The sequence below is a fragment of the Pseudomonas hunanensis genome, assembly GCF_013393325.1.
GTDB lineage: Bacteria > Pseudomonadota > Gammaproteobacteria > Pseudomonadales > Pseudomonadaceae > Aquipseudomonas > Aquipseudomonas putida_P.
This window is the reverse complement of the sequence record NZ_QJRC01000098.1, coordinates 279,011-298,537: the sequence shown is the minus strand read 5'-3', so window position 1 is coordinate 298,537 and position 19,527 is coordinate 279,011. Positions and strand designations below refer to the sequence as shown.

Here is a 19,527-nt window from a genome sequence, read left to right as displayed (position 1 = left end):
GGTTGGCGCAATCCCTGTGGAAGCGGGTTTACCCGCGAAGAGGCCGGTCCTGCCAGTACACAATCCTGGTCTACCCTTAAGCCTTCACCGGTGGCTCCTGGCTCGGCGGGTCGCCCACCGTCGGTGGCATGGTCGGCTTGATCGGCAGCTCGTCCGGTTCTTCTTCTGGCACGGGCGGCGGCAAGCTCGGGTCGTCGATGTTGGGATCGGGGGTTTCCGGTGGAATGGGAATGTTCATGGCCTGACCTCGCGTGGGTGAATGAAGAGGTGCTGCAGGCTCTGACCGCTGGCAGTTGCCGTTCGCTCAATTTTTTTGAACCCCGCGCTTGTGCCTGGCTCTGAACCCTTACCGCCACCAGCCTGAGGGAGCAAGGTCGATGTCACGTAACGAGCCCTTTGAAAACGTGCCCACGGCGAACGATCACCCGGACCAGGCCATCAGCCTATCCCAGGCGTTGCTCGCGCCACGCATCGTGATCGAAGACACCCAACCGGTGCTCGAAGCCGGCACCTTCGCCGCCAAGGCCATCAGTGGCCAGCCGGTGGTCGTCGGCAGCAAGGTCTATTGCGATGGCCACGACCGCCTGGCGGTGATGCTCAACTGGCGCCAGGCCAACAGCCGCCGCTGGCATTGCGTGCCCATGCACTCGCCGGGCAACGACCTGTGGCTGGCCGAGTTCATCCCCACCGAACTTGGCCCGCACCTGTTCAGTATCGAGGCCTGGATCGACCCGTTTGCCACTTATTGCCACGACCTGGAGAAAAAATACCACGCCGGCGTCGAGGTGAAACTGGAGCTGGAAGAGGGCCGTTTGCTGCTGAGCAAAGGCCTCGAACTGTGCAGCGGCGCCCTGCACGAGGAACTTGAGGCCGTGCAGCAGCGCCTGGCTACACTCGGTCCCGACGACCAGGTGGCGTTGTTTCTCGACCCAACCACCGCCCGCCTGATGAGCGAAGCCGAACACCGCAGTTACCTGGCCCGCAGCCGTGAATTTCCGGTCGATGTCGACCGCCCGGCGGCGCAATTTGCCAGCTGGTACGAACTGTTCCCGCGTTCGATCACCGACGACCCGCAGCGCCACGGCACCTTCAACGACGTGCACGAACGCCTGCCGATGATTCGCGACATGGGCTTCGACGTGTTGTACTTCCCGCCCATCCACCCCATCGGCATGCAGCACCGCAAGGGCCGCAACAATGCCCTGCATGCCGAGCCTGGCGACCCCGGCAGCCCTTACGCGATCGGCAGCGCCGAAGGCGGCCACGATGCGATCCACCCGCAACTGGGCAGTCGCGAAGATTTTCGCCGGTTGGTCGCCGCTGCGGCGGAGCACGGCCTGGAAATCGCCCTCGACTTCGCCATCCAGTGTTCGCAGGACCACCCCTGGCTCAAGGAGCATCCGGGCTGGTTCAGCTGGCGCCCCGACGGCACCATCCGCTATGCCGAAAACCCGCCGAAGAAGTACCAGGACATCGTCAACGTCGACTTCTATGCCCCCGACGCGGTGCCGAGTTTGTGGCTGGCCCTGCGCGATGTGATCATCGGCTGGGTCGAGGAGGGGGTCAAAACCTTTCGCGTCGACAACCCGCACACCAAGCCACTGCCGTTCTGGCAATGGCTGATCGCCGATGTGCGTAGCCAGCACCCCGACGTCATCTTCCTCGCCGAAGCGTTTACCCGGCCGGCGATGATGGCGCGCCTGGGCAAGGTCGGCTACGCGCAAAGCTATACCTACTTCACCTGGCGCAACACCAAGCAGGAGCTGCGTGAATTCTACGAGCAGCTCAACCAGCCGCCGTGGAGCCAGTGCTATCGCCCCAACTTCTTCGTCAACACACCGGACATCAACCCGTACTTCCTGCACACCTCTGGACGCGCCGGCTTCCTCATTCGCGCGGCGCTGGCGACCATGGGCTCGGGCCTATGGGGTATGTACTCGGGTTTCGAGCTGTGCGAAGGCACGCCGCTGCCTGGCAAGGAGGAGTACCTGGATTCGGAGAAGTACGAAATTCGCCCGCGTGATTTCACCCAGCCCGGCAACATCATTGCCGAGATCGCCCAGCTCAACCGCATCCGCCGGCAGAACCGTGCTTTGCAAACGCATCTGGGCGTGGCGTTTTTCAACTGCTGGAACGACAACATCCTGTACTTCGCCAAGCGCACGGCCGAGCGCGACAACTACATCCTGGTGGCGATCAGCCTCGACCCGCACAACGCCCAGGAAGCGCACTTCGAGCTGCCGCTGTGGGAGCTTGGTTTGGATGACAACGCCGAAACCCATGGCGAAGACCTGATGAACGGCCATCGGTGGTCGTGGTACGGCAAGACCCAGTTCATGCGCATCGAGCCTTGGCACCAGCCATTCGGAATCTGGCGTATCGAAAAGGCTAGGTGAAAGTGGGAGCGGGCGTGCCCGCTCAACCTGGAAAATGCAAGGAGTCGCACATGGCCAAGCGTGCCCGCACGGCAGCCTTCATCGACGACCCGCTGTGGTACAAGGACGCCGTCATCTACCAGTTGCATATCAAGTCGTTCTTCGATTCGAACAATGATGGTATCGGCGACTTCGCCGGCCTGATCAGCAAACTCGACTACATCGCCGAGCTGGGCGTCAACACCCTGTGGCTGCTGCCGTTCTACCCCTCGCCTCGGCGCGATGACGGCTACGACATCGCCGATTACAAAGCCGTGCACCCCGACTATGGCAGCCTGGGCGATGCCCGGCGTTTCATCGCCGAGGCACATAAGCGCGGCTTGCGGGTGATCACCGAGCTGGTCATCAACCACACCAGCGACCAGCACCCGTGGTTTCAGCGTGCCCGCCATGCCAAACGCGGCAGCAAGGCGCGCGATTTCTACGTGTGGTCGGACGACGACCAGAAATACGACGGCACGCGCATCATCTTCCTCGACACCGAAAAGTCCAACTGGACATGGGACCCGGTCGCCGGCCAGTACTTCTGGCACCGCTTCTACGCGCACCAGCCAGACCTCAACTTCGACAACCCGCAAGTACTCAAGGCGGTGATCGGCGTGATGCGCTTCTGGCTCGACCTGGGTGTCGACGGCCTGCGCCTGGACGCCATCCCGTACCTGATCGAACGCGACGGCACCAACAACGAGAACCTCGCCGAAACCCACGACGTGCTCAAGGCGATCCGCGCCGAAATCGACGCCAACTACCCCGACCGCATGCTGCTGGCCGAAGCCAACCAGTGGCCGGAAGACACGCGTCCATACTTCGGTGAAGGCGAGGGCGACGAATGTCACATGGCCTTCCACTTTCCGTTGATGCCACGCATGTACATGGCCCTGGCCATGGAAGACCGCTTCCCGATCACCGACATCCTGCGCCAGACCCCGGAAATTCCCGCCAACTGCCAATGGGCGATTTTCCTGCGCAACCACGATGAGCTGACCCTGGAAATGGTCACCGACCGCGAGCGCGACTACCTGTGGAACTACTACGCCGAAGACCGCCGCGCGCGCATCAACCTGGGTATCCGCCGGCGCCTGGCGCCGCTGCTGCAGCGTGACCGTCGACGCATCGAGCTGCTCACCAGCCTGCTGCTGTCGATGCCCGGCACGCCAACCCTGTATTACGGCGACGAACTGGGCATGGGCGACAACATCTACCTGGGTGATCGCGATGGCGTGCGTACGCCCATGCAGTGGTCGCCGGACCGCAACGGCGGGTTCTCCCGCGCCGACCCGCAGCGCCTGGTGCTGCCGCCGATCATGGACCCGCTGTACGGCTACCAGACCGTCAATGTCGAAGCGCAAAGCCACGACCCGCATTCACTGCTGAACTGGACCCGGCGCATGCTGGCGGTGCGCAAGCAGCAGAAGGCCTTTGGCCGCGGCAGCCTGCGCACGCTCACGCCCAGCAACCGGCGCATTCTCGCCTACGTCCGCGAGTACACCGATGTCGACGGCAACACCGAGGTCATTCTGTGCGTGGCCAACGTGTCGCGCGCTGCCCAGGCCGCAGAACTGGAATTGTCACACTTCGCCGACAAAGTACCGGTGGAGATGCTCGGCGGCAGCGCCTTCCCGCCCATTGGCCAGTTGCCGTTCCTGCTGACCTTGCCACCCTATGCCTTCTACTGGTTCCTGCTGGCCAGCCGTGACCGCATGCCCAGCTGGCATATCCAGCCCACCGAGGGGTTACCTGAATTGACCACGCTGGTACTGCGCAAGCGCATGGAAGAACTACTGGAAGCACCTTCAAGCGATACCCTGCAAGCCACCATCCTGCCGCAATACCTGCCCAAGCGGCGTTGGTTCGCCGGCAAGGAAGGGCCGATCGACGCCGTGCGCCTGTGTTACGGCGTGCGTTTTGGCACTGCCACCACACCGGTGCTGCTCAGTGAAATCGAAGTGCGCAGCGACGGCACGGCCACCCGCTACCAACTGCCGTTCGGCCTGCTGCGCGAGGAGCAGATCACTACCGCGCTGCCGCAGCAGTTGGCCTTGTCGCGGGTGCGCCGCGCCCACCAGGTTGGCTTGATCACAGATGCCTTCGTGCTGGAGCCGTTCATCCGCGCCGTGATGCTTGCCTGCCAAGATGGCCTGCGCCTGCCATGCGACAACGCTGAGGGTGAATTGCGCTTCGAATGCACGGCGCAATTGGCCGGCCTGGCGCTCGACGAGGAAAGTGAAGTGCGCTACCTCAGCGCCGAACAGTCCAACAGTTCGGTAGTGATCGGCGACCGGGTGGTGCTCAAGCTGATCCGCCGGGTCAACCCAGGTGTTCATCCAGAGCTGGAAATGAGTGCCTACCTGACCGCCGCCGGCTTTGCCAACATCTCGCCGCTGCTGGCCTGGGTCAGCCGAGTGGATGAGCAGCAGGCACCGCACCTGCTGATGATTGCCCAGGGTTACCTGAACAACCAGGGCGATGCCTGGGGCTGGACCCAGAACACCCTTGAACGGGCCATTCGCGACCAGATGGAGCCCACCACCAGCGACCCCGAGGCGCACACCGACGCACTGGCCGAGCTCAGTGGCTTCGCTGCCTTGCTTGGCCAGCGCCTGGGCGAGATGCACCTGTTGCTGGCCGCGCCAACCGAAGACCCGGCCTTCCAGCCACGTCCCAGCAATGCGCAGGACAGCCAGCGTTGGAGCACGCAGATCAGCGCCGAGCTGACCCACGCTCTCGACCTGCTGGCCCAACACCGCGACACGCTCGACCGCGATAGCCAGGCCCTGGTCGATGACCTGCAGCAGCAGCGCGACGGCCTGGCCCAGCACATCGACAATCTGACCGACCAGGCCCAGGGCGGCCTGTTGATGCGGGTGCATGGCGACCTGCACCTGGGCCAGGTGCTGGTGGTGCAAGGCGATGCCTACCTGATCGATTTCGAAGGCGAGCCGGCCCGGCCGCTGGAAGAGCGTCGGGCAAAACACAGCCCGTACAAGGATGTCAGCGGCGTGCTGCGATCCTTCGACTATGCTGCTGCGATGATCTTGCGCAGCGCGTCTGCGGTGGACCTTTCAGACCCGGCGCGGCAGGCCCGGCAACGGGTTGCCCGGCAGTACCTGCACCAGTCGCGGCATGCCTTTGTCGAAGCCTATGGCCTGGCCACCGCCGCCATGCCCCACGCCTGGCAGCGGGCCGAGGGCGAGCGCGCGGCTCTGGAGCTGTTCTGCCTGGAAAAAGCCGCCTACGAGATTACCTACGAAGCCGAGAACCGTCCGAGTTGGCTGGCCGTGCCTTTGCATGGCCTGCATGGATTGATCAGTACCTGGGGAGAGTCAGAATGAACGTTACATTGCGTGAAAACGGTGGCCTTCGGCAACGGGACCTCGATGCCCTGGCCCGCGCCGAACACGCCGATCCATTTGCGGTACTCGGCCCCCATGGCGACGGCGCAGGCGGCCAGGTGGTCCGCGCCTTCCTGCCCAGTGCCCTGAATGTGCGCATCCTGGCTCGCCACGATGGGCGCGTGCTTGCCGAAATGGTGCAGGGCAGCTTGCCCGGGTTGTTCAGCGCGCACCTTGATGAGGCACAACCCTACCAGTTGCAGATCGGTTGGGCCGGTGGCGATCAGATTACCGAAGACCCCTACAGCTTTGGCCCACAATTGGGTGACATGGACCTTCACCTGTTCGCCGAAGGCAATCATCGAGACTTGTCCGGGCGCTTTGGCGCCCAGCCTACCCAGGTCGATGGTATCGACGGCGTGTGCTTCTCGGTGTGGGCGCCGAACGCTCGGCGGGTGTCGGTGGTGGGTGACTTCAACAACTGGGATGGGCGTCGCCACCCCATGCGCCTGCGCCACAGCGCCGGGGTGTGGGAGCTGTTCATTCCGCGCTTGGGTGTGGGTGAAACCTACAAGTTCGAAGTGCTCGGCAAGGACGGCATACTGCCGCTGAAAGCCGACCCGCTGGCCCGTGCCACGGAACTGCCGCCGAGCACCGCGTCCAAGGTGGCCGGTGAGCTTGGCCACGCTTGGCAAGACCACGACTGGATGGCGCAACGCGCGCAGCGCCATGCCTACAACGCGCCACTGTCGATCTACGAACTGCACCCAGGGTCATGGCGCTGCGAGCTGGACGAGGCGGGTGAAGTCGGGCGCTATTACAACTGGCGCGAACTGGCCGAGCGGCTGGTGCCCTATGTGCAGGAACTGGGCTTTACCCACATCGAGCTGTTGCCGATCATGGAGCACCCCTTCGGCGGTTCCTGGGGTTATCAGCCACTGTCGATGTTCGCGCCCACCTCGCGCTACGGCAGCCCGGAGGACTTCGCAGCCTTCATCGATGCCTGCCACCAGGGTGGCATTGGTGTGCTGCTGGACTGGGTGCCGGCGCATTTCCCCACCGACGAACACGGCCTGGCGCGGTTCGATGGCACTGCGCTGTACGAATACGATAACCCCCTGGAGGGCTACCACCAGGACTGGAACACGCTCATCTACAACCTCGGCCGTAACGAGGTGCGTGGTTTCATGATGGCTTCTGCGTTGCACTGGCTGAAGCACTTTCACATCGACGGCCTGCGCGTCGATGCAGTGGCTTCGATGTTGTACCGCGACTATTCGCGCAAGGCCGGTGAATGGGTGCCCAACCGCCATGGCGGGCGCGAGAACCTGGAAGCCATCGACTTCATCCGCCACCTCAACGGCGTGGCTGCCCACGAGGCCCCTGGGGCACTGATCATCGCCGAGGAGTCCACCGCCTGGCCCGGCGTCAGCCAGCCGACCCAGCAGGGCGGCCTGGGCTTTGCCTACAAGTGGAACATGGGTTGGATGCACGACACCCTGCATTACATCCAGAACGACCCGGTGCACCGCACTTTCCACCACAACGAGATGAGCTTCGGGCTGATCTATGCCTATTCCGAGCACTTCATCCTGCCCATCTCCCATGACGAAGTGGTGCACGGCAAGCACTCGCTGATCGACAAGATGCCCGGCGACCGCTGGCAGAAGTTCGCCAACTTGCGCGCCTACCTCACCTTCATGTGGGCGCACCCGGGCAAGAAGCTGCTGTTCATGGGGTGCGAGTTCGGCCAGTGGCGTGAGTGGAACCACGACAGCGAACTGGACTGGTACCTGCTGCAGTACCCCGAGCACCAGGGCGTGCAGCGCTTGGTGGGTGACCTCAATCGCCTGTACCGCGACGTGCCGGCGCTGCACGAGCAGGACTGCCAGCCGCAGGGCTTCCAGTGGCTGATCGGTGACGACGCGCAAAACAGCGTCTACGCCTGGCTGCGCTGGAGCAGCAGCGGTGAGCCGGTGCTGGTGGTGGCCAACTTCACCCCGGTGCCGCGCGAGGGCTACCGTATTGGCGTGCCGCTTGGCGAGCGTTGGCAAGAGCTGCTGAACAGCGATGCCGGGCTGTATGCCGGGTCCAACGTGGGCAACCTGGGGGCAGTGGCCAGTGAGGCATTGCCCAGCCATGGGCAGCCATTGTCGCTGGCGCTGAACCTGCCGCCGCTTGGGGTTCTGATACTGAAACCGGCCTGAGATTGTTGGGGCTGCTGCGCAGCCCATCGCGACACAAGGCCGCTCCTACAGGCTGACGCGATCCCTGTAGGAGCGGCCTTGTGTCGCGATGGGCCGCGCAGCGGCCCCAGCAATGGCACAGGCCTACCACCGCATCCGCACCCCAAGGCTGCCAATCAACCCATTCAAATCATTGTCATCCACATCGCTGCTGTAGTCGGCACTCACGAACAAGGCCACTGAAGGTGTTACCCGTGCCACCAGCCCCAAGCCCAGTTCCACCGTGGTCGAATAGCGCGAGCTGGAGATTTTGTCGACCTGGTCCAGCTTCACTTCATCGGCATTGCTGAAGTCATACCACACGTTGGTCCGTACATAGGGCTCGATGGGCATGCCACGCACTTCGTAGCGACCGGACAATTTGGCACCCACACGGCCGCTCCAGGTTGGCTGGCTGTCAAATGCCTGCAAGGTCTCTTCCTGCACCTGGTTGCCAGGGAAGAACTGTTGATTTATCAACTGTGCCTGAGGTTCGATCACCCAGTTGCCGCCCAGGCGGATCGGGTAACCGCCCTCCACCGAGAAGGTCATCGCGTGGCCGCTGTCGTCCAGTCGTTGGCCGCTTTCACCACGGCCCAGCACATCGATGCGCGAGCCCATGGCCACGGCGTCCAGGTGCCAACCCTGTTCATGGGTCATGCTCCAGTAAACACCCAGGCTTTCCCCACTCAGGTTCACGGCATTGCGCTGCTTGTCGCCCAACAGCGGGCGCATGCCGTTGAAGCTGCTTTGCAGGTTGTTGTGCCCCACGAAAATCCCTGCGCGGTGCACATTGCCCGCTGCAGTTTCACGCACGAACAGGTCCGGGCCGATTGTCAGTTGCTGGCTGGGTGCCTCCAGTTGGTCTGGGGGCTGTGAAACACTGCGCGAGGTGGTTGGGAAGAACTGCGCCCACTGGCTGGCGACCAGGTCCGGTGCCGCCTGCCCGTGACGTGCAGTCATGGCTTGGGAGAACGCGTTCAGGGTGCCGATGCTCAAGCCACTGGCGCTGATCGGGTCGAGCGACAGCTGAGGCACTGCTGTCTGCTGCAGAAAGCCGGGCGAAATAGGGTCATCCTGCAGTTCGTACGCGAAAGTTTCCACCGGGGTTGCCAGAAGCAGCGACGTGGAAACCGCGTAGAAAATGCTGTCGAAGCGCAAGGGGTTCGAGGTGCTTTTCATGGCGGATCTCCTTTGTTTTTGTGGGGTACAGCCCAAGGACCTGGCCTGTTGTCACGAGCTGTACGGCAAAAACAGTGGGCGACCCAAACCAGCACGCCGGCTTTCGCAAACGCGCACGAAGGCGCGAGCTAGAGGCCCGGCGCGAGATCTTTACTACTTGGTAATGTTCAGCTAAGGAGAGGTGGCCGCTTGCGTCAAGAAAGCGTGAAGGAAGTGTTGATGTTGTGTGGTAATGCTCAACCCCTTGTTTTGTTGAGCAAAACAGTAGGGTATAGCGGGGTTCGCTATTTGCCGTGCCCTGGCTATGAAGAATGATTGCTAGAGGCGCACTTCAACCGCCAACGGCAGGTGATCTGACAGGTGCGACCAAGGTTTGTGCCCCAAAATCCGCGGCCCATGGCTTTCGGCGTTACGCAGGTAGATGCGGTCCAGGCGCAGCAGCGGCAGGCGGGCAGGGTAGGTGCGGGCGAGGTGCCCATGGTGGCGCTCGAATGCCTCGTGCAAGTCGCGTTGCAGGCCGAGCGTGCGGTTGCCGTGGGTTTTCCAGTCGTTGAAGTCGCCGGCGATGATCACCGGGGCATCGGCGGGTAACGCGTCCAGCAATTTGCGCAGCAGTTGCAGCTGTTTTTGCCGGTGGCTTTCCAGCAACGACAGGTGCACGCAGATCGCGTGTACCTGGCCTTGCCCCGGTACATCCAGCACGCAGTGCAACAGGCCACGGCGCTCTGGCCCGGTGATTGACACATCAAGGTTGCGGTGCTCGATGATCGGGTATTTGGACAGCAGTGCATTGCCGTGATGGCCGTCGGGGTAAACCGCGTTGCGGCCATAGGCGAAGTCGCTCCACATGCTGTCCGCCAGGAATTCGTACTGCGAAGTCTGTGGCCAGCCGGGGTAACGGGCGGCGTGGCGGTCGTGGCTACCGAGCACTTCCTGGAGGAAGACGATATCGGCCTGGGTGCTGCGCACCGCCTCGCGCAGTTCCGGCAGGATGAAGCGCCGGTTGAAGGCGGTGAAGCCCTTGTGGGTATTCACCGTCAGCACCCGCAGGCGTTTTACGGCCGGGGCCTGGTTGATGCTGGCGAAACCTTCACTGCCGGCTTCGGGGTCCACGGTAACTCCTCGAACAATGGGTTTACACAAGGCCGCTTCTACAGATAACGGACATGCGCCAGTTACTCAGGTTCACTCCTCGTCGCGCTGCAGCACCATCAGCAGCATCGACCGCCCCTTGACCTCGAACGTGCTGTCGAACTGCAAATGCTGCCCTTTGCGTAACTCTGGCCGGTCGGTATCCACCAGGCAGCTCCAGTACTCGCCTTCAGGCACGGACGGCAACTTGAAAGGCACGATGTCATGGTGGGCATTGACGATCAGCAGCACCGTGGCCTCGGCGCCCGGCCGGGCGATGCCGCTGACCTGTGCGCGGCCATCGATCAGCATGCCCAGGCAGCGCCCGTGCGGGTCTTCCCACTGCTCCACAGTCATCTCGCTACCATCCGGCGCCAGCCAAGTCACATCCTTGACCCCGATCGCCTCATTGTAATCGCCCACCAGGAAACGTGAGCGGCGCAGCACCGGGTAGGCCAGGCGCAGACGGGTCAGGCGCTTGACGAAGGCCAGCAGCTCTTCGCCTTGCTGATCCAGGTCCCAGTTCACCCAACCGATCTCGCTGTCCTGGCAGTAGGCGTTGTTGTTGCCGTGCTGGGTGCGGCTGAATTCGTCACCGGCGACGATCATCGGCGTGCCCTGGGCCAGCAGCAGGGTAGCGAAATAGTTGCGCATTTGGCGCATGCGCAGGGCATTGATCCCCGGGTCGTCGGTCGGTCCTTCGACGCCGCAGTTCCACGACAGGTTGTTGTCGGTGCCGTCCTGGTTGTTCTCGTCGTTGTCTTCGTTGTGCTTGTGGTTGTACGACACCAGGTCGCGCAGGGTGAAACCATCGTGGGCGGTGATGAAGTTGACCGAGGAATACGGCCGCCGCCCACGGTTGTTGAACATGTCGCCCGAGGCGGTCAAGCGTGCGGCAAAATCGGCGAGCTGGCCTTCATCGCCTTTCCAGAAGGCGCGTGCGGTGTCGCGGAAGCGGTCGTTCCATTCCGCCCAGCCAGGGGCAAAATTACCCACCTGATAGCCGCCGGGGCCGCAGTCCCAGGGCTCGGCAATCAGCTTGACCTGGCTCAGCATCGGGTCCTGGCGGCAGGCGACGAGGAAGCCATGACGCTCGCTGTAGCCGTCGTGGTAGCGGCCAAGGATGGTCGCCAGGTCGAAGCGGAAGCCGTCAACGTGCATTTCACCCGCCCAGTAACGCAGCGAATCGGTGACCAGCTGCAGCACGCAGGGGTGGCTCAGGTCCAGGGTGTTGCCGGTGCCGGAATCGTTGATGTAGTAGCGCTTGTCGTCCGGCATCAGGCGGTAGTACGAGGCGTTGTCGATACCGCGCATCGACAGGGTCGGGCCGCGCTCGTTGCCTTCGGCGGTGTGGTTGTAGACCACGTCCAGGATCACCTCGAGCCCGGCGTCGTGCAGGTGGGCGACCATTTCCTTGAACTCGGCAATCTTGCCGCTGGCCAGGTAGCGCGGGTGCGGGGCGAAAAAGGCGATGCTGTTGTAGCCCCAGTAGTTGTTCAGGCCTTTGTCCAGCAGGTGTTGGTCGTTGACGAAGGCGTGAATCGGCAACAGCTCGATGCTGGAGACGCCCAGGTCCTTGATGTGCTTGAGCAGTTCGTCATTGGCCAGGCCGGCAAAAGTGCCGCGCAGCGCTTCCGGTACCGCCGGGTGGCGCATGCTGATGCCACGGGTGTGCGCCTCGTAGATGATCGTGCGTTCCCAGGGGATCAGCACGCGTTGGTCGCGGCCCCAGGTGAAGGCCGGGTCGATCACCTTGCACTTGGGGACGAAGGGCGCACTGTCGCGCTCGTCGAACGACAGGTCGCCATCGGGGTGGCCGATGGTGTAGCCAAACAGCGCTTCGGACCATTTCAGGCTGCCGACCAGTTGCTTGGCATAGGGGTCGATCAGCAGTTTGTTGGGGTTGAAGCGGTGGCCGTTTTCCGGCTCGTACGGGCCGTATACCCGGTAGCCATAGACCAGGCCAGGGTGAGCGTCGGGCAGGTAGCCGTGGTAGATCTCGTCGGTGTATTCGGGCAGCTCGATGCGCTCGATTTCCTGTTCGCCGGTGGAATCGAACAGGCACAGCTCGACTTTGGTGGCGTTGGCCGAGAACAGGGCGAAGTTAACCCCAAGGCCATCCCAGGTGGCACCGAGGGGAAAGGGCATGCCTTCGCGGATGCGCGACGGTGCGACCGAGCGGGTTTTCTTTGGGGTGCGGGGGCTCATGGCGGTCCTCGTATGGCCGTGGTGGAGGGGATTGTGCAGTCCTGCCCCGGCCTCTTCGCGGGTAAACCCGCTCCCACAGGTTCATCACCGGTGCTGAAAGCCGTGCAGTACCTGTGGGAGCGGGTTTACCCGCGAAGAGGCCAGTACAGGCTTAACCAGCAGAAGGCTTTTTCACCGCCCTGGGCTTTTTCGCCGCAGCCGGTTTAACCCCTGGCAGCGCGGCCACCTTGGGTTCGGCAGGTGGCTTGGGCTTGGCCGGTGCCCGTTTGCGTGGCGCCGCCTTGGGTGCCAAGGCTTCAGCCTCGGCCAACTTGCGTGCCATATCCCAGTGGCGGTCTTCCTGGCCGGCGGGTTTACCTTCGGACTCCCATATCTGGTAGGCAAATTCGCGAATACGCTTTTCATCGACACTCATCATGACGCTCCTGATGCTCAAGATTGTTGTATCAACAGGTTGACCGGAAACTCCGCCAGCACGGCGCTCAACATCAGCTCCTTGGAAGAGCTGACCGCCGCACAGGGGAAAAGTCCCGTCGAGTTGGCAGTTGACAAGGCAAACGGCAATACCAGCCGGGTGTCGTCCCAGTTCTGTGCCGGGATCAACGGGGTTGTGGCGCCACCGAGCAGGCTACTGGCCAGGCGTGGCGCGACGATGACGGCCCGCTCGCCCTCTCCCAGGCGGGCAAACGCAATCACGTTGTCTGCGTGCCGGCCCTGCACGCTCAGTGGCAGGTAGGCACCACGGCGGAACAAGTCGGCGTGTGCCTGGCGGCAGTCCAGCACTTTGGCGATCAAGGCCTGCTTGATGCGGCCATCGCGCCAGTGCGTCAGCAACTCGGCGGGCGCTGTGGCGTCGTCGAGGGTACGACGCCTGCAAGCGTAGTCCACGGCGCGGCGGTTATCCGGGTCGACCAGGCTGAAGTCCCAGTATTCATTGCCCTGGTACAGGTCGGGCACGCCTGGGGTTGTCATGCGCAGCAGGGTTTGGACCAGGCCGTTGAGGGCGCCTGGGCAGGCCAGCAGTTGTGCGGCATCGGCCACGGACTTGCGCAGTTGCTGGTTCTCGCTGTCCAGCAGCAGGCCATCGACATAGCGGGTGCAGGCGCTTTCATAGGCTTCGTTCGGTGCATTCCAGCTGCTGCGCAACTTGGCTTCGCGCAGGGCCTTCTGCTGCCATTGGCGAATGCGCTCGGCGTATGTGCGTAGGCCGCCCGTGTCCTGCAGGTCGAGCGCTAGCGGCCAGCTGCCGAGCAAGGTCTGCAAGAGCATCAGCTCGTCGCCAGGGCTGGGTGCTGGGCCGTCGTCCAGTAGTGTGCGCAAGGGGGCAGCCAATTCACGCCAATGCTCCACCCGACTGGCCAGCCACGGCCCGCGCTCGCTGAGTACGGCCAAGCGCGCTCGGGTGTCTTCACCGCGCTTGTGGTCGTGGGTGGCGGTGGCCAGCAGGTTGTCGGGGAAGTCGCGCAGGCGCCGCTGGGCTTCGTTGTGGAAGTGCGCAGGTGCTGCGCTGAAATGCTCGGCCTCGAAGCCCACGTCATTGCGCGACAGCAGCCGCGCGTTGCGGTAGAAGGCGGTGTCTTCCACGGCTTTGGCGGCGCTGGGCGCGGTCAGTTGCTGGAAGCGCACGCAGGCATGGCGCAGCTGCTTGCGGGCGCGGCCCGGTGGCAGGTGACGCCAGGCTTGCCCGCCCAGCCATCGTTCAAGTTGTTCCAGCAGTGGCCAGTCGGCTTCGCCAAGGTCTTGCCGGGCGTTGACCAGCGCCTGCTGGAAAAACCTTTCGTCTTCAGCCGGGCGCCCGCAGGCGTTGAAGTAGGTACGGTAGACAGGGTAATGCGCCACCAGCGCCTGCAAGGCCCGGCGAATCGCGCCCAGGGTCAGGTCGCGGGTCATCAGGTCGTTGCGTGCCACTTGCAGCAGGGCCAGGGCCACCGATTCGCAGTCACCGGCCAGGCTGGCGTTGAGTACCAGGTGACGAGCCTGGCGCACTTCTTCGGGGAAGTCCGGGCGCTCGCTGAGGTTGGCCCACAGCTCGCTCAGCGGCGCTTCGCCGGCCGGATCGTGTTGCAGCAGCGACACCTGGTTCATGAACTCGTAGCCGGTGGTGCCGTCGGTGAGCCAGTCGCGGTGCAGGTGCTCGTCAGCGCCAAGAATCTTCTCCACGTAGATCGGGAAGTGCTCCAGTGCTGCACTCAGCGGCCGCTGTGCCAGCAGGCCATCGACCCGTCGGCGTAGTTTGCGGCAATAGCCGCGCGGGTCGGCAAGGCCGTCGATATGGTCGATGCGCAGGCCGTCCACCAGGCCGCGTTCGATCAGTTCGAACAGCTTGGCGTGGGTGGCCTCGAACACCACTGCGCGCTCCACCCTCAGACCTCCGAGCTCGTTGATGTCGAAGAAGCGCCGCCAGTTGATGTCGTCGGCGGCGGTGCGCCAGCTGGCCAGGCGGTAGGTCTGGCGCTCCAGCAGCAGGTGCAGGCGCTTGAAACCATTTTCGGCGCGGCTGTCGAATGCCACTAGCGCTGATTCCAAGTCGGCACCTTCGCGCACCAAGCGTGCCAGTTCGGTGTGCAGCGCAAGGGCATCGGCCAGTGGGGTGGTCGATTCGGCCAATGCCGTGAAGTGCTCGGCCAGGGCCTTGAGTGCCGGCTCTGGGCTGAGGGCGAGAATCCAGCCATAGTCGACCGGGCAGATTGGGAAGCGGTGATCGTAATGGGCGATTTGCAGCGTGCCTTGCTGCTTGTCGAATTCAAGCGGTATGTCGCCGTTCTTCAGCGCCACGCCATAGTCGCTGCCGAGAAACGGCAACAGCAGTTGCCCGGCCAGCAGCGGGTCGCTGGAGTGCCACTGGATGTCGAAGAACTCCGCATACGGGCTGCGCCGGCCCCAGGCCAACAGGCTTTGCCACCAAGGGTTGTCGGCACCGCCCACGGCCATATGGTTGGACACAGTGTCAAGGATCAGCCCCATGCCATGCTGGCGCAGGGCGGCGACCAGTCGCTGCAGTGCCGCCTCGCCGCCAAGCTCCGGGTTCACGCAGGTAGGGTCGACCACGTCGTAGCCATGGCGCGAGCCCGCGCGGGCCTTGAGGATAGGCGAGGCATACAGGTGGCTTATGCCCAATTGAGCGAAGTACGGTACCAGCGGCACGGCGTGATCAAGGGTGAAGTCACTGTGAAATTGCAGGCGCAGGGTCGCGGTCAGTGGCTTCATCGGTCACGCTCCCAGGCTTGTTCGCGGGCCTGGGCCAGCAGCTCCAGGCGGCGAGCGGCATGCTCGTCGTCGAGCAGTTCGCGCACTGGCTGGGCGAAGCGCCGCCTCCAATTGGGGTGGCCGCTGGTGGTCCCCGGCAGGTTGGGCTGCTCGTCGCAACCCAGCAAGTCTTCCAGCGGCACCAGCACCAGCGGTGCGCGGGTATGGCCAACGTAGCGGATGGCGGCGTCGATTACCGCGTCATTGTCCTTCAGCTCGCCATAGTTGGCCTCCAGGGTGCGGCGCAGGCCGTCGTGTTCTTTCTGGCGGTCGTGGCGCCAGTGCAGCTCGGTAGCGGCGTCGATCAGTTGCAAGCGCTGGCTCCAGTCGATGTCGCGGTTTTCCAGCCAGCCGGCCAATGGCGCGAGGTCATGGGTGCCCGTGGTGGCCAGGGCGTTGTCCGGCCAGTCGAGAATCGGCTTGAACTGGCCGGGCTGGGTCTGCTCGAAGGGCAGCACGCGCATGCCCAGCACGGCTTTTTCGGCCAGTGTCTCGCGCAGGCCATCGGGTACGGTGCCCAGGTCTTCGCCAAGAATGATCGCCTGGTGGCGCACCGATTCCAGCGCCAACAGGCGCAACAGGTCGTCCAGCGGGTAATTGAGGTAGGCGCCTTCGCTGGGCTTTGCCCCCTGCGGGATCAGCCACAGCCGGCGCAGGCCCATCACATGGTCGATGCGCAGGCCGCCAGCGTGGGCGAGGTTGGCCCGCAGCATCTCGATGAAGGCGCGGTAGCCGTTGCGCTTGAGGCCCTCGGGCGAGAAGGCGCAGATACCCCAGTCCTGCCCGGCGCGGTTGAGGATGTCGGGCGGCGCCCCCACTTTCAGGCCGGCCAGCAGTTCATCCTGGCGGCTCCAAGCCTGGCTGCCGGCGCCGTCGGCGCCCACCGCCAGGTCGGCGATCAGGCCCACGGCCATGCCGTTGCCACGGGCTGCCTCGTGGGCACGCTGCAGGCCGCGTTCGGTCAGCCACTGGCAAAAGGCATGGAACTCGACCTTGGCCGGGTAGGCGCTGGCAAAGGCTTCCACTTCCGGGTGGTACGGGTCGTGCCAGGCCTTGGGCCAGTTGCGCCAGTCGGCGCCCAGGCCATGCTCGACTGCCTGGGCCTGGAGCACCTCGAAGCGACAGTGGTGTTCCAGCGCCTGGCCACCGGCTGCGCGGAAGCTGTCGAAATCGCTGCGTAGCGGGTGGTTGCCTTGGCTGAAGCCCTGGTACAGCGCTTCTAGCAGGCGCAGGCGGGCGCTGGCGGCGCGTGGCCAGTCGACCAATGGGCGTTGCTCCAGCTCCTCCAGTTGCTGTTCCAGGCCGCAGGCCTCGATGGCCATGCGCACCTCCCGTTCACCCAGCAAGGACGCGGGGCTGGCGTACAGGGTGTTGAGCAGCAGGCGACTGGACGGCGAGTAGGGGCTGTAGTGTTCCTGGTCGATGGCCGACAAGGCGTGGATCGGGCTGATGGCCAAGGCATCGGCGCCGCGCTCGGCTGCCGAGCGTGCCAACTGCTCCAGTGCCAGGCAGTCGCCGTAGCCACCATCGCCGGGGCGACGCAGGCTGTACAGCTGCACCGCCAGGCCCCAGCAGCGTGGTGGTGGTTGTTGCACATCGTCCTCCAGGCTGTGGCAGCGTGGCGGGGCAATGGCCACAGTGAAGCGGCGGCTGTCGATTTCTACCTGATGGTAGCCAATCGGCAGATCACCGGGCAGACGCGCCTGCTGGTCAAGGCTCAGGGTAAGCGAGGCCTGGTCTTCCAGGGTGCAGTGGGCGACACTGGCGGCGCTGAAGTAGCGCGCCAGCGCCAGCGGTTGGCCCTGCTCGGCGGTCAGCAAGGGCGGCAGGTGCTCACTGTCCTCGGCGGCTTCCACCGCACGCAGGCTGGCGGCAATGGCCGTGTCATCGCTGGCTGGGTGGCCAAGGCCTGCGAGGATATTGCGCAGCACTTCGTCGCTGACACGCTGAGGCCGGGCATTGGCGTCGATCCAGTCGCGGCTGAGCCCGACGAGGGTCGCCAGACGGTGCAGGGCGGTTTCGCTCATAGGCGCTCCTGGGCAGGGGGAAGCAGGCTGACCACACAGCTGTACGCAGCCAGGTGGGTATCCGGGTGCCGGGTGTCGCTGCTGTCGAACAGCCGAGCGGGTGGCGCGGGCAGCTCGACGGCTTGCGCGGTGTCGGCCAGGTTCAGGTCGATGCGCAATGTGTTGCCATTGCCTAGCCGCCAGCGTGCGGTCAGCGCCTTGTCGCCGTGCACCTCGGCGCCCAGTGCACGGCTGCCGGGCAAGTGCGGGATGACGTGGCGGCGGCGCAGGTCGAGTAGCTGCTGGTACAGGCCGTGCCAGCCGGCGATCACCTCCTTGTTTTGCGGGCGCGAAGACTCGAAGGTCTGCTCGGCGTTGGGGTCGGGAATATGCTCACGCTGATCGGGGTCGGCAAACGCGGTGAAGTGGGCGAATTCACCTCGGCGGCCTTCGCGCACGGCATCGGCCAGCGCATCATGGAAATCGGTGAAAAACAGAAATGGCCGGCAGCTGCCGTCGTCATCGCCCATGAACAGCAGCGGAATCATCGGTGCCAGCAACAGCAGGCCGGTGGCCGCACGCAGGGCCGGTGGCGAGCACAGGCGGGTCAGGCGTTCACCGAGCGCGCGGTTGCCGATCTGGTCGTGGTTTTGCAGGAACAACACAAAGGCACTGGGCGGCAGATGCGCGCTGGGTTCGCCGCGTGGCGTGCCATGCCGGTTGGGTTCGCCCTGGAACACGAACCCTTCGCCAAGGCAGCGCGCCAACTGGTCGATGGGGCGTTGCTGGTAGTCGGCGTAGTAACCCTCGGTTTCGCCGGTCAGCAGCACGTGCAGGGCATTGTGGCCGTCGTCGTTCCATTGGGCGTCGAAGCCTTGTTCCAGCAGGCCGGCTTGGTTGTGCTCGTTTTCCAGCACCAGCCACACCTGGCGGCCAGGTTCCACTGCAGCGCGTACGCGCTGCGCCAGTTCGACGAGGAAGTCCGGCTGGTCGATGGCGTGCACGGCGTCCAGGCGCAGGCCGTCGCAGCGGTAGTCGCACAGCCACATCAGGGCATTCTGGATGAAGTACTCGCGTACCTGCGGGCGGCGGAAGTCGATGGCCGCGCCCCATGGCGTCTGCCGGTCTTCGCGGAAGAACGGGCTGGCGTACTGGTGCAGGTAATTGCCGTCGGGGCCGAAGTGGTTGTACACCACGTCCACCAATACCATCAGCCCTTCGCCGTGGGCCTGGTCGACCAGTGCGCACAGCTGTTCGGGGCTGCCGTAGGTGTTCTGCGGCGCGTAGGGCAGCACGCCGTCGTAGCCCCAGTTGCGTTCGCCGGGGAACTGCCCCAGCGGCATCAGTTCGATCGCGCTGATGCCGAGTTCGGCCAGGCGCGGCAGTTGCCGAGCTACCCCGGCGTAGCCATCGAGCAGGCCAACATGCACCTCCTGGATCACCGCTTCATGCCAAGGCCGGCCTTGCCACGGGTGTTGCCAGGCGTAACCGGCCACATTCACCACCTGGCTCGGCCCTTGTACGCCGTCGGGCTGGTAGCGTGAGGCCGGGTCGGCCACCAGCAATTCACCGTCGATTCGGTAGTGGTAACGGTCACCGGCCTGGCATGGGGCCACGCCGGTGTACCAGCCATCGTCGCCGGGCAGCAGCTCGATGGCCGGTTGCTGTTCCAGTTCAACGCTCACGCTGCGCGCATCGGGTGCCCAGAGGGCGAAGCGCGCCGACGTGGCGTCCAACAAGTGTGCGCCATGCCTGTGCATCT

General features: G+C 64.2%; 11 protein-coding genes. 3 read left to right on the top strand and 8 right to left on the bottom strand.

Annotated elements, in window-relative coordinates; translation table 11 throughout:
- Positions 1-76: 76 nt before the first annotated feature.
- Positions 77-238 carry a hypothetical protein gene (locus DM807_RS23070; RefSeq protein ID WP_012273262.1) on the bottom strand — a complete coding sequence of 54 codons (162 nt, stop codon included), beginning with the start codon at positions 236-238 and terminating at the stop codon, positions 77-79.
- A gap of 139 nt (positions 239-377) precedes the next feature.
- Here DM807_RS23070 and DM807_RS23065 point away from each other — a divergent pair, with 139 nt between their 5' ends.
- From DM807_RS23065 to glgB, 3 genes are read left to right on the top strand one after another with little or no spacing between them, the layout of a single operon-like run.
- Positions 378-2,396 (top strand): alpha-1,4-glucan--maltose-1-phosphate maltosyltransferase, encoded by a 2,019-nt coding sequence (locus tag DM807_RS23065; protein ID WP_179027963.1) that lies wholly within the window; start codon positions 378-380, stop codon positions 2,394-2,396.
- Positions 2,397-2,446: 50 nt separating this feature from the next.
- The gene (treS, locus tag DM807_RS23060) at positions 2,447-5,767 is read left to right on the top strand and encodes a maltose alpha-D-glucosyltransferase (RefSeq protein WP_179027962.1); all 3,321 of its coding nucleotides are present in this window, start codon (positions 2,447-2,449) and stop codon (positions 5,765-5,767) included.
- On the top strand, positions 5,764-7,974 hold the full coding sequence (gene glgB / locus DM807_RS23055; protein WP_179027961.1) for a 1,4-alpha-glucan branching protein GlgB: 2,211 nt from the start codon (positions 5,764-5,766) through the stop codon (positions 7,972-7,974). Before treS ends, glgB begins: the two co-directional genes overlap by 4 nt.
- A gap of 123 nt (positions 7,975-8,097) precedes the next feature.
- On the opposite strand, the gene DM807_RS23050 is transcribed toward glgB, so the two are convergent.
- The 7 genes from DM807_RS23050 to treZ form a co-directional block, all read right to left on the bottom strand.
- On the bottom strand, positions 8,098-9,174 hold the full coding sequence (locus DM807_RS23050) for an autotransporter domain-containing protein (RefSeq protein WP_012273258.1): 1,077 nt from the start codon (positions 9,172-9,174) through the stop codon (positions 8,098-8,100).
- Positions 9,175-9,492: 318 nt separating this feature from the next.
- Positions 9,493-10,287 (bottom strand): endonuclease/exonuclease/phosphatase family protein, encoded by a 795-nt coding sequence (locus DM807_RS23045; RefSeq protein WP_012273257.1) that lies wholly within the window; start codon positions 10,285-10,287, stop codon positions 9,493-9,495.
- A 72-nt stretch (positions 10,288-10,359) separates the two neighbouring features.
- Positions 10,360-12,513, bottom strand: coding sequence for a glycogen debranching protein GlgX (gene glgX, locus DM807_RS23040; protein WP_012273256.1), 2,154 nt, complete (start codon positions 12,511-12,513; stop codon positions 10,360-10,362).
- Between the two features lie 151 nt (positions 12,514-12,664).
- Positions 12,665-12,931, bottom strand: a complete 267-nt coding sequence (locus tag DM807_RS23035; RefSeq protein WP_012273255.1) for a DUF2934 domain-containing protein — start codon at positions 12,929-12,931, stop codon at positions 12,665-12,667.
- A gap of 14 nt (positions 12,932-12,945) precedes the next feature.
- Positions 12,946-15,720: a malto-oligosyltrehalose synthase gene (locus DM807_RS23030; protein WP_179027960.1), complete on the bottom strand. Its 2,775-nt coding sequence runs from the start codon at positions 15,718-15,720 to the stop codon at positions 12,946-12,948.
- Entirely contained in the window at positions 15,717-17,786 is a 2,070-nt protein-coding gene (malQ, locus tag DM807_RS23025; protein ID WP_012273253.1) for a 4-alpha-glucanotransferase, read from the bottom strand. Before malQ ends, DM807_RS23030 begins: the two co-directional genes overlap by 4 nt.
- Complete coding sequence (treZ, locus tag DM807_RS23020) at positions 17,783-19,525, bottom strand: malto-oligosyltrehalose trehalohydrolase (RefSeq protein ID WP_060494002.1); 1,743 nt, start codon at positions 19,523-19,525, stop codon at positions 17,783-17,785. Before treZ ends, malQ begins: the two co-directional genes overlap by 4 nt.
- Between the last annotated feature and the right edge of the window lie 2 nt (positions 19,526-19,527).

Coding starts and splice junctions, on each gene's coding strand:
- DM807_RS23070 (WP_012273262.1), bottom strand. CDS start 238: ATGAACATTCCCATTCCACCGGAAACCCCCGATCCCAACATCGACGAC.
- glgX (WP_012273256.1), bottom strand. CDS start 12,513: ATGAGCCCCCGCACCCCAAAGAAAACCCGCTCGGTCGCACCGTCGCGC.
- treZ (WP_060494002.1), bottom strand. CDS start 19,525: ATGCACAGGCATGGCGCACACTTGTTGGACGCCACGTCGGCGCGCTTC.
- DM807_RS23050 (WP_012273258.1), bottom strand. CDS start 9,174: ATGAAAAGCACCTCGAACCCCTTGCGCTTCGACAGCATTTTCTACGCG.
- DM807_RS23065 (WP_179027963.1), top strand. CDS start 378: ATGTCACGTAACGAGCCCTTTGAAAACGTGCCCACGGCGAACGATCAC.
- DM807_RS23035 (WP_012273255.1), bottom strand. CDS start 12,931: ATGATGAGTGTCGATGAAAAGCGTATTCGCGAATTTGCCTACCAGATA.
- glgB (WP_179027961.1), top strand. CDS start 5,764: ATGAACGTTACATTGCGTGAAAACGGTGGCCTTCGGCAACGGGACCTC.
- treS (WP_179027962.1), top strand. CDS start 2,447: ATGGCCAAGCGTGCCCGCACGGCAGCCTTCATCGACGACCCGCTGTGG.
- malQ (WP_012273253.1), bottom strand. CDS start 17,786: ATGAGCGAAACCGCCCTGCACCGTCTGGCGACCCTCGTCGGGCTCAGC.
- DM807_RS23030 (WP_179027960.1), bottom strand. CDS start 15,720: ATGAAGCCACTGACCGCGACCCTGCGCCTGCAATTTCACAGTGACTTC.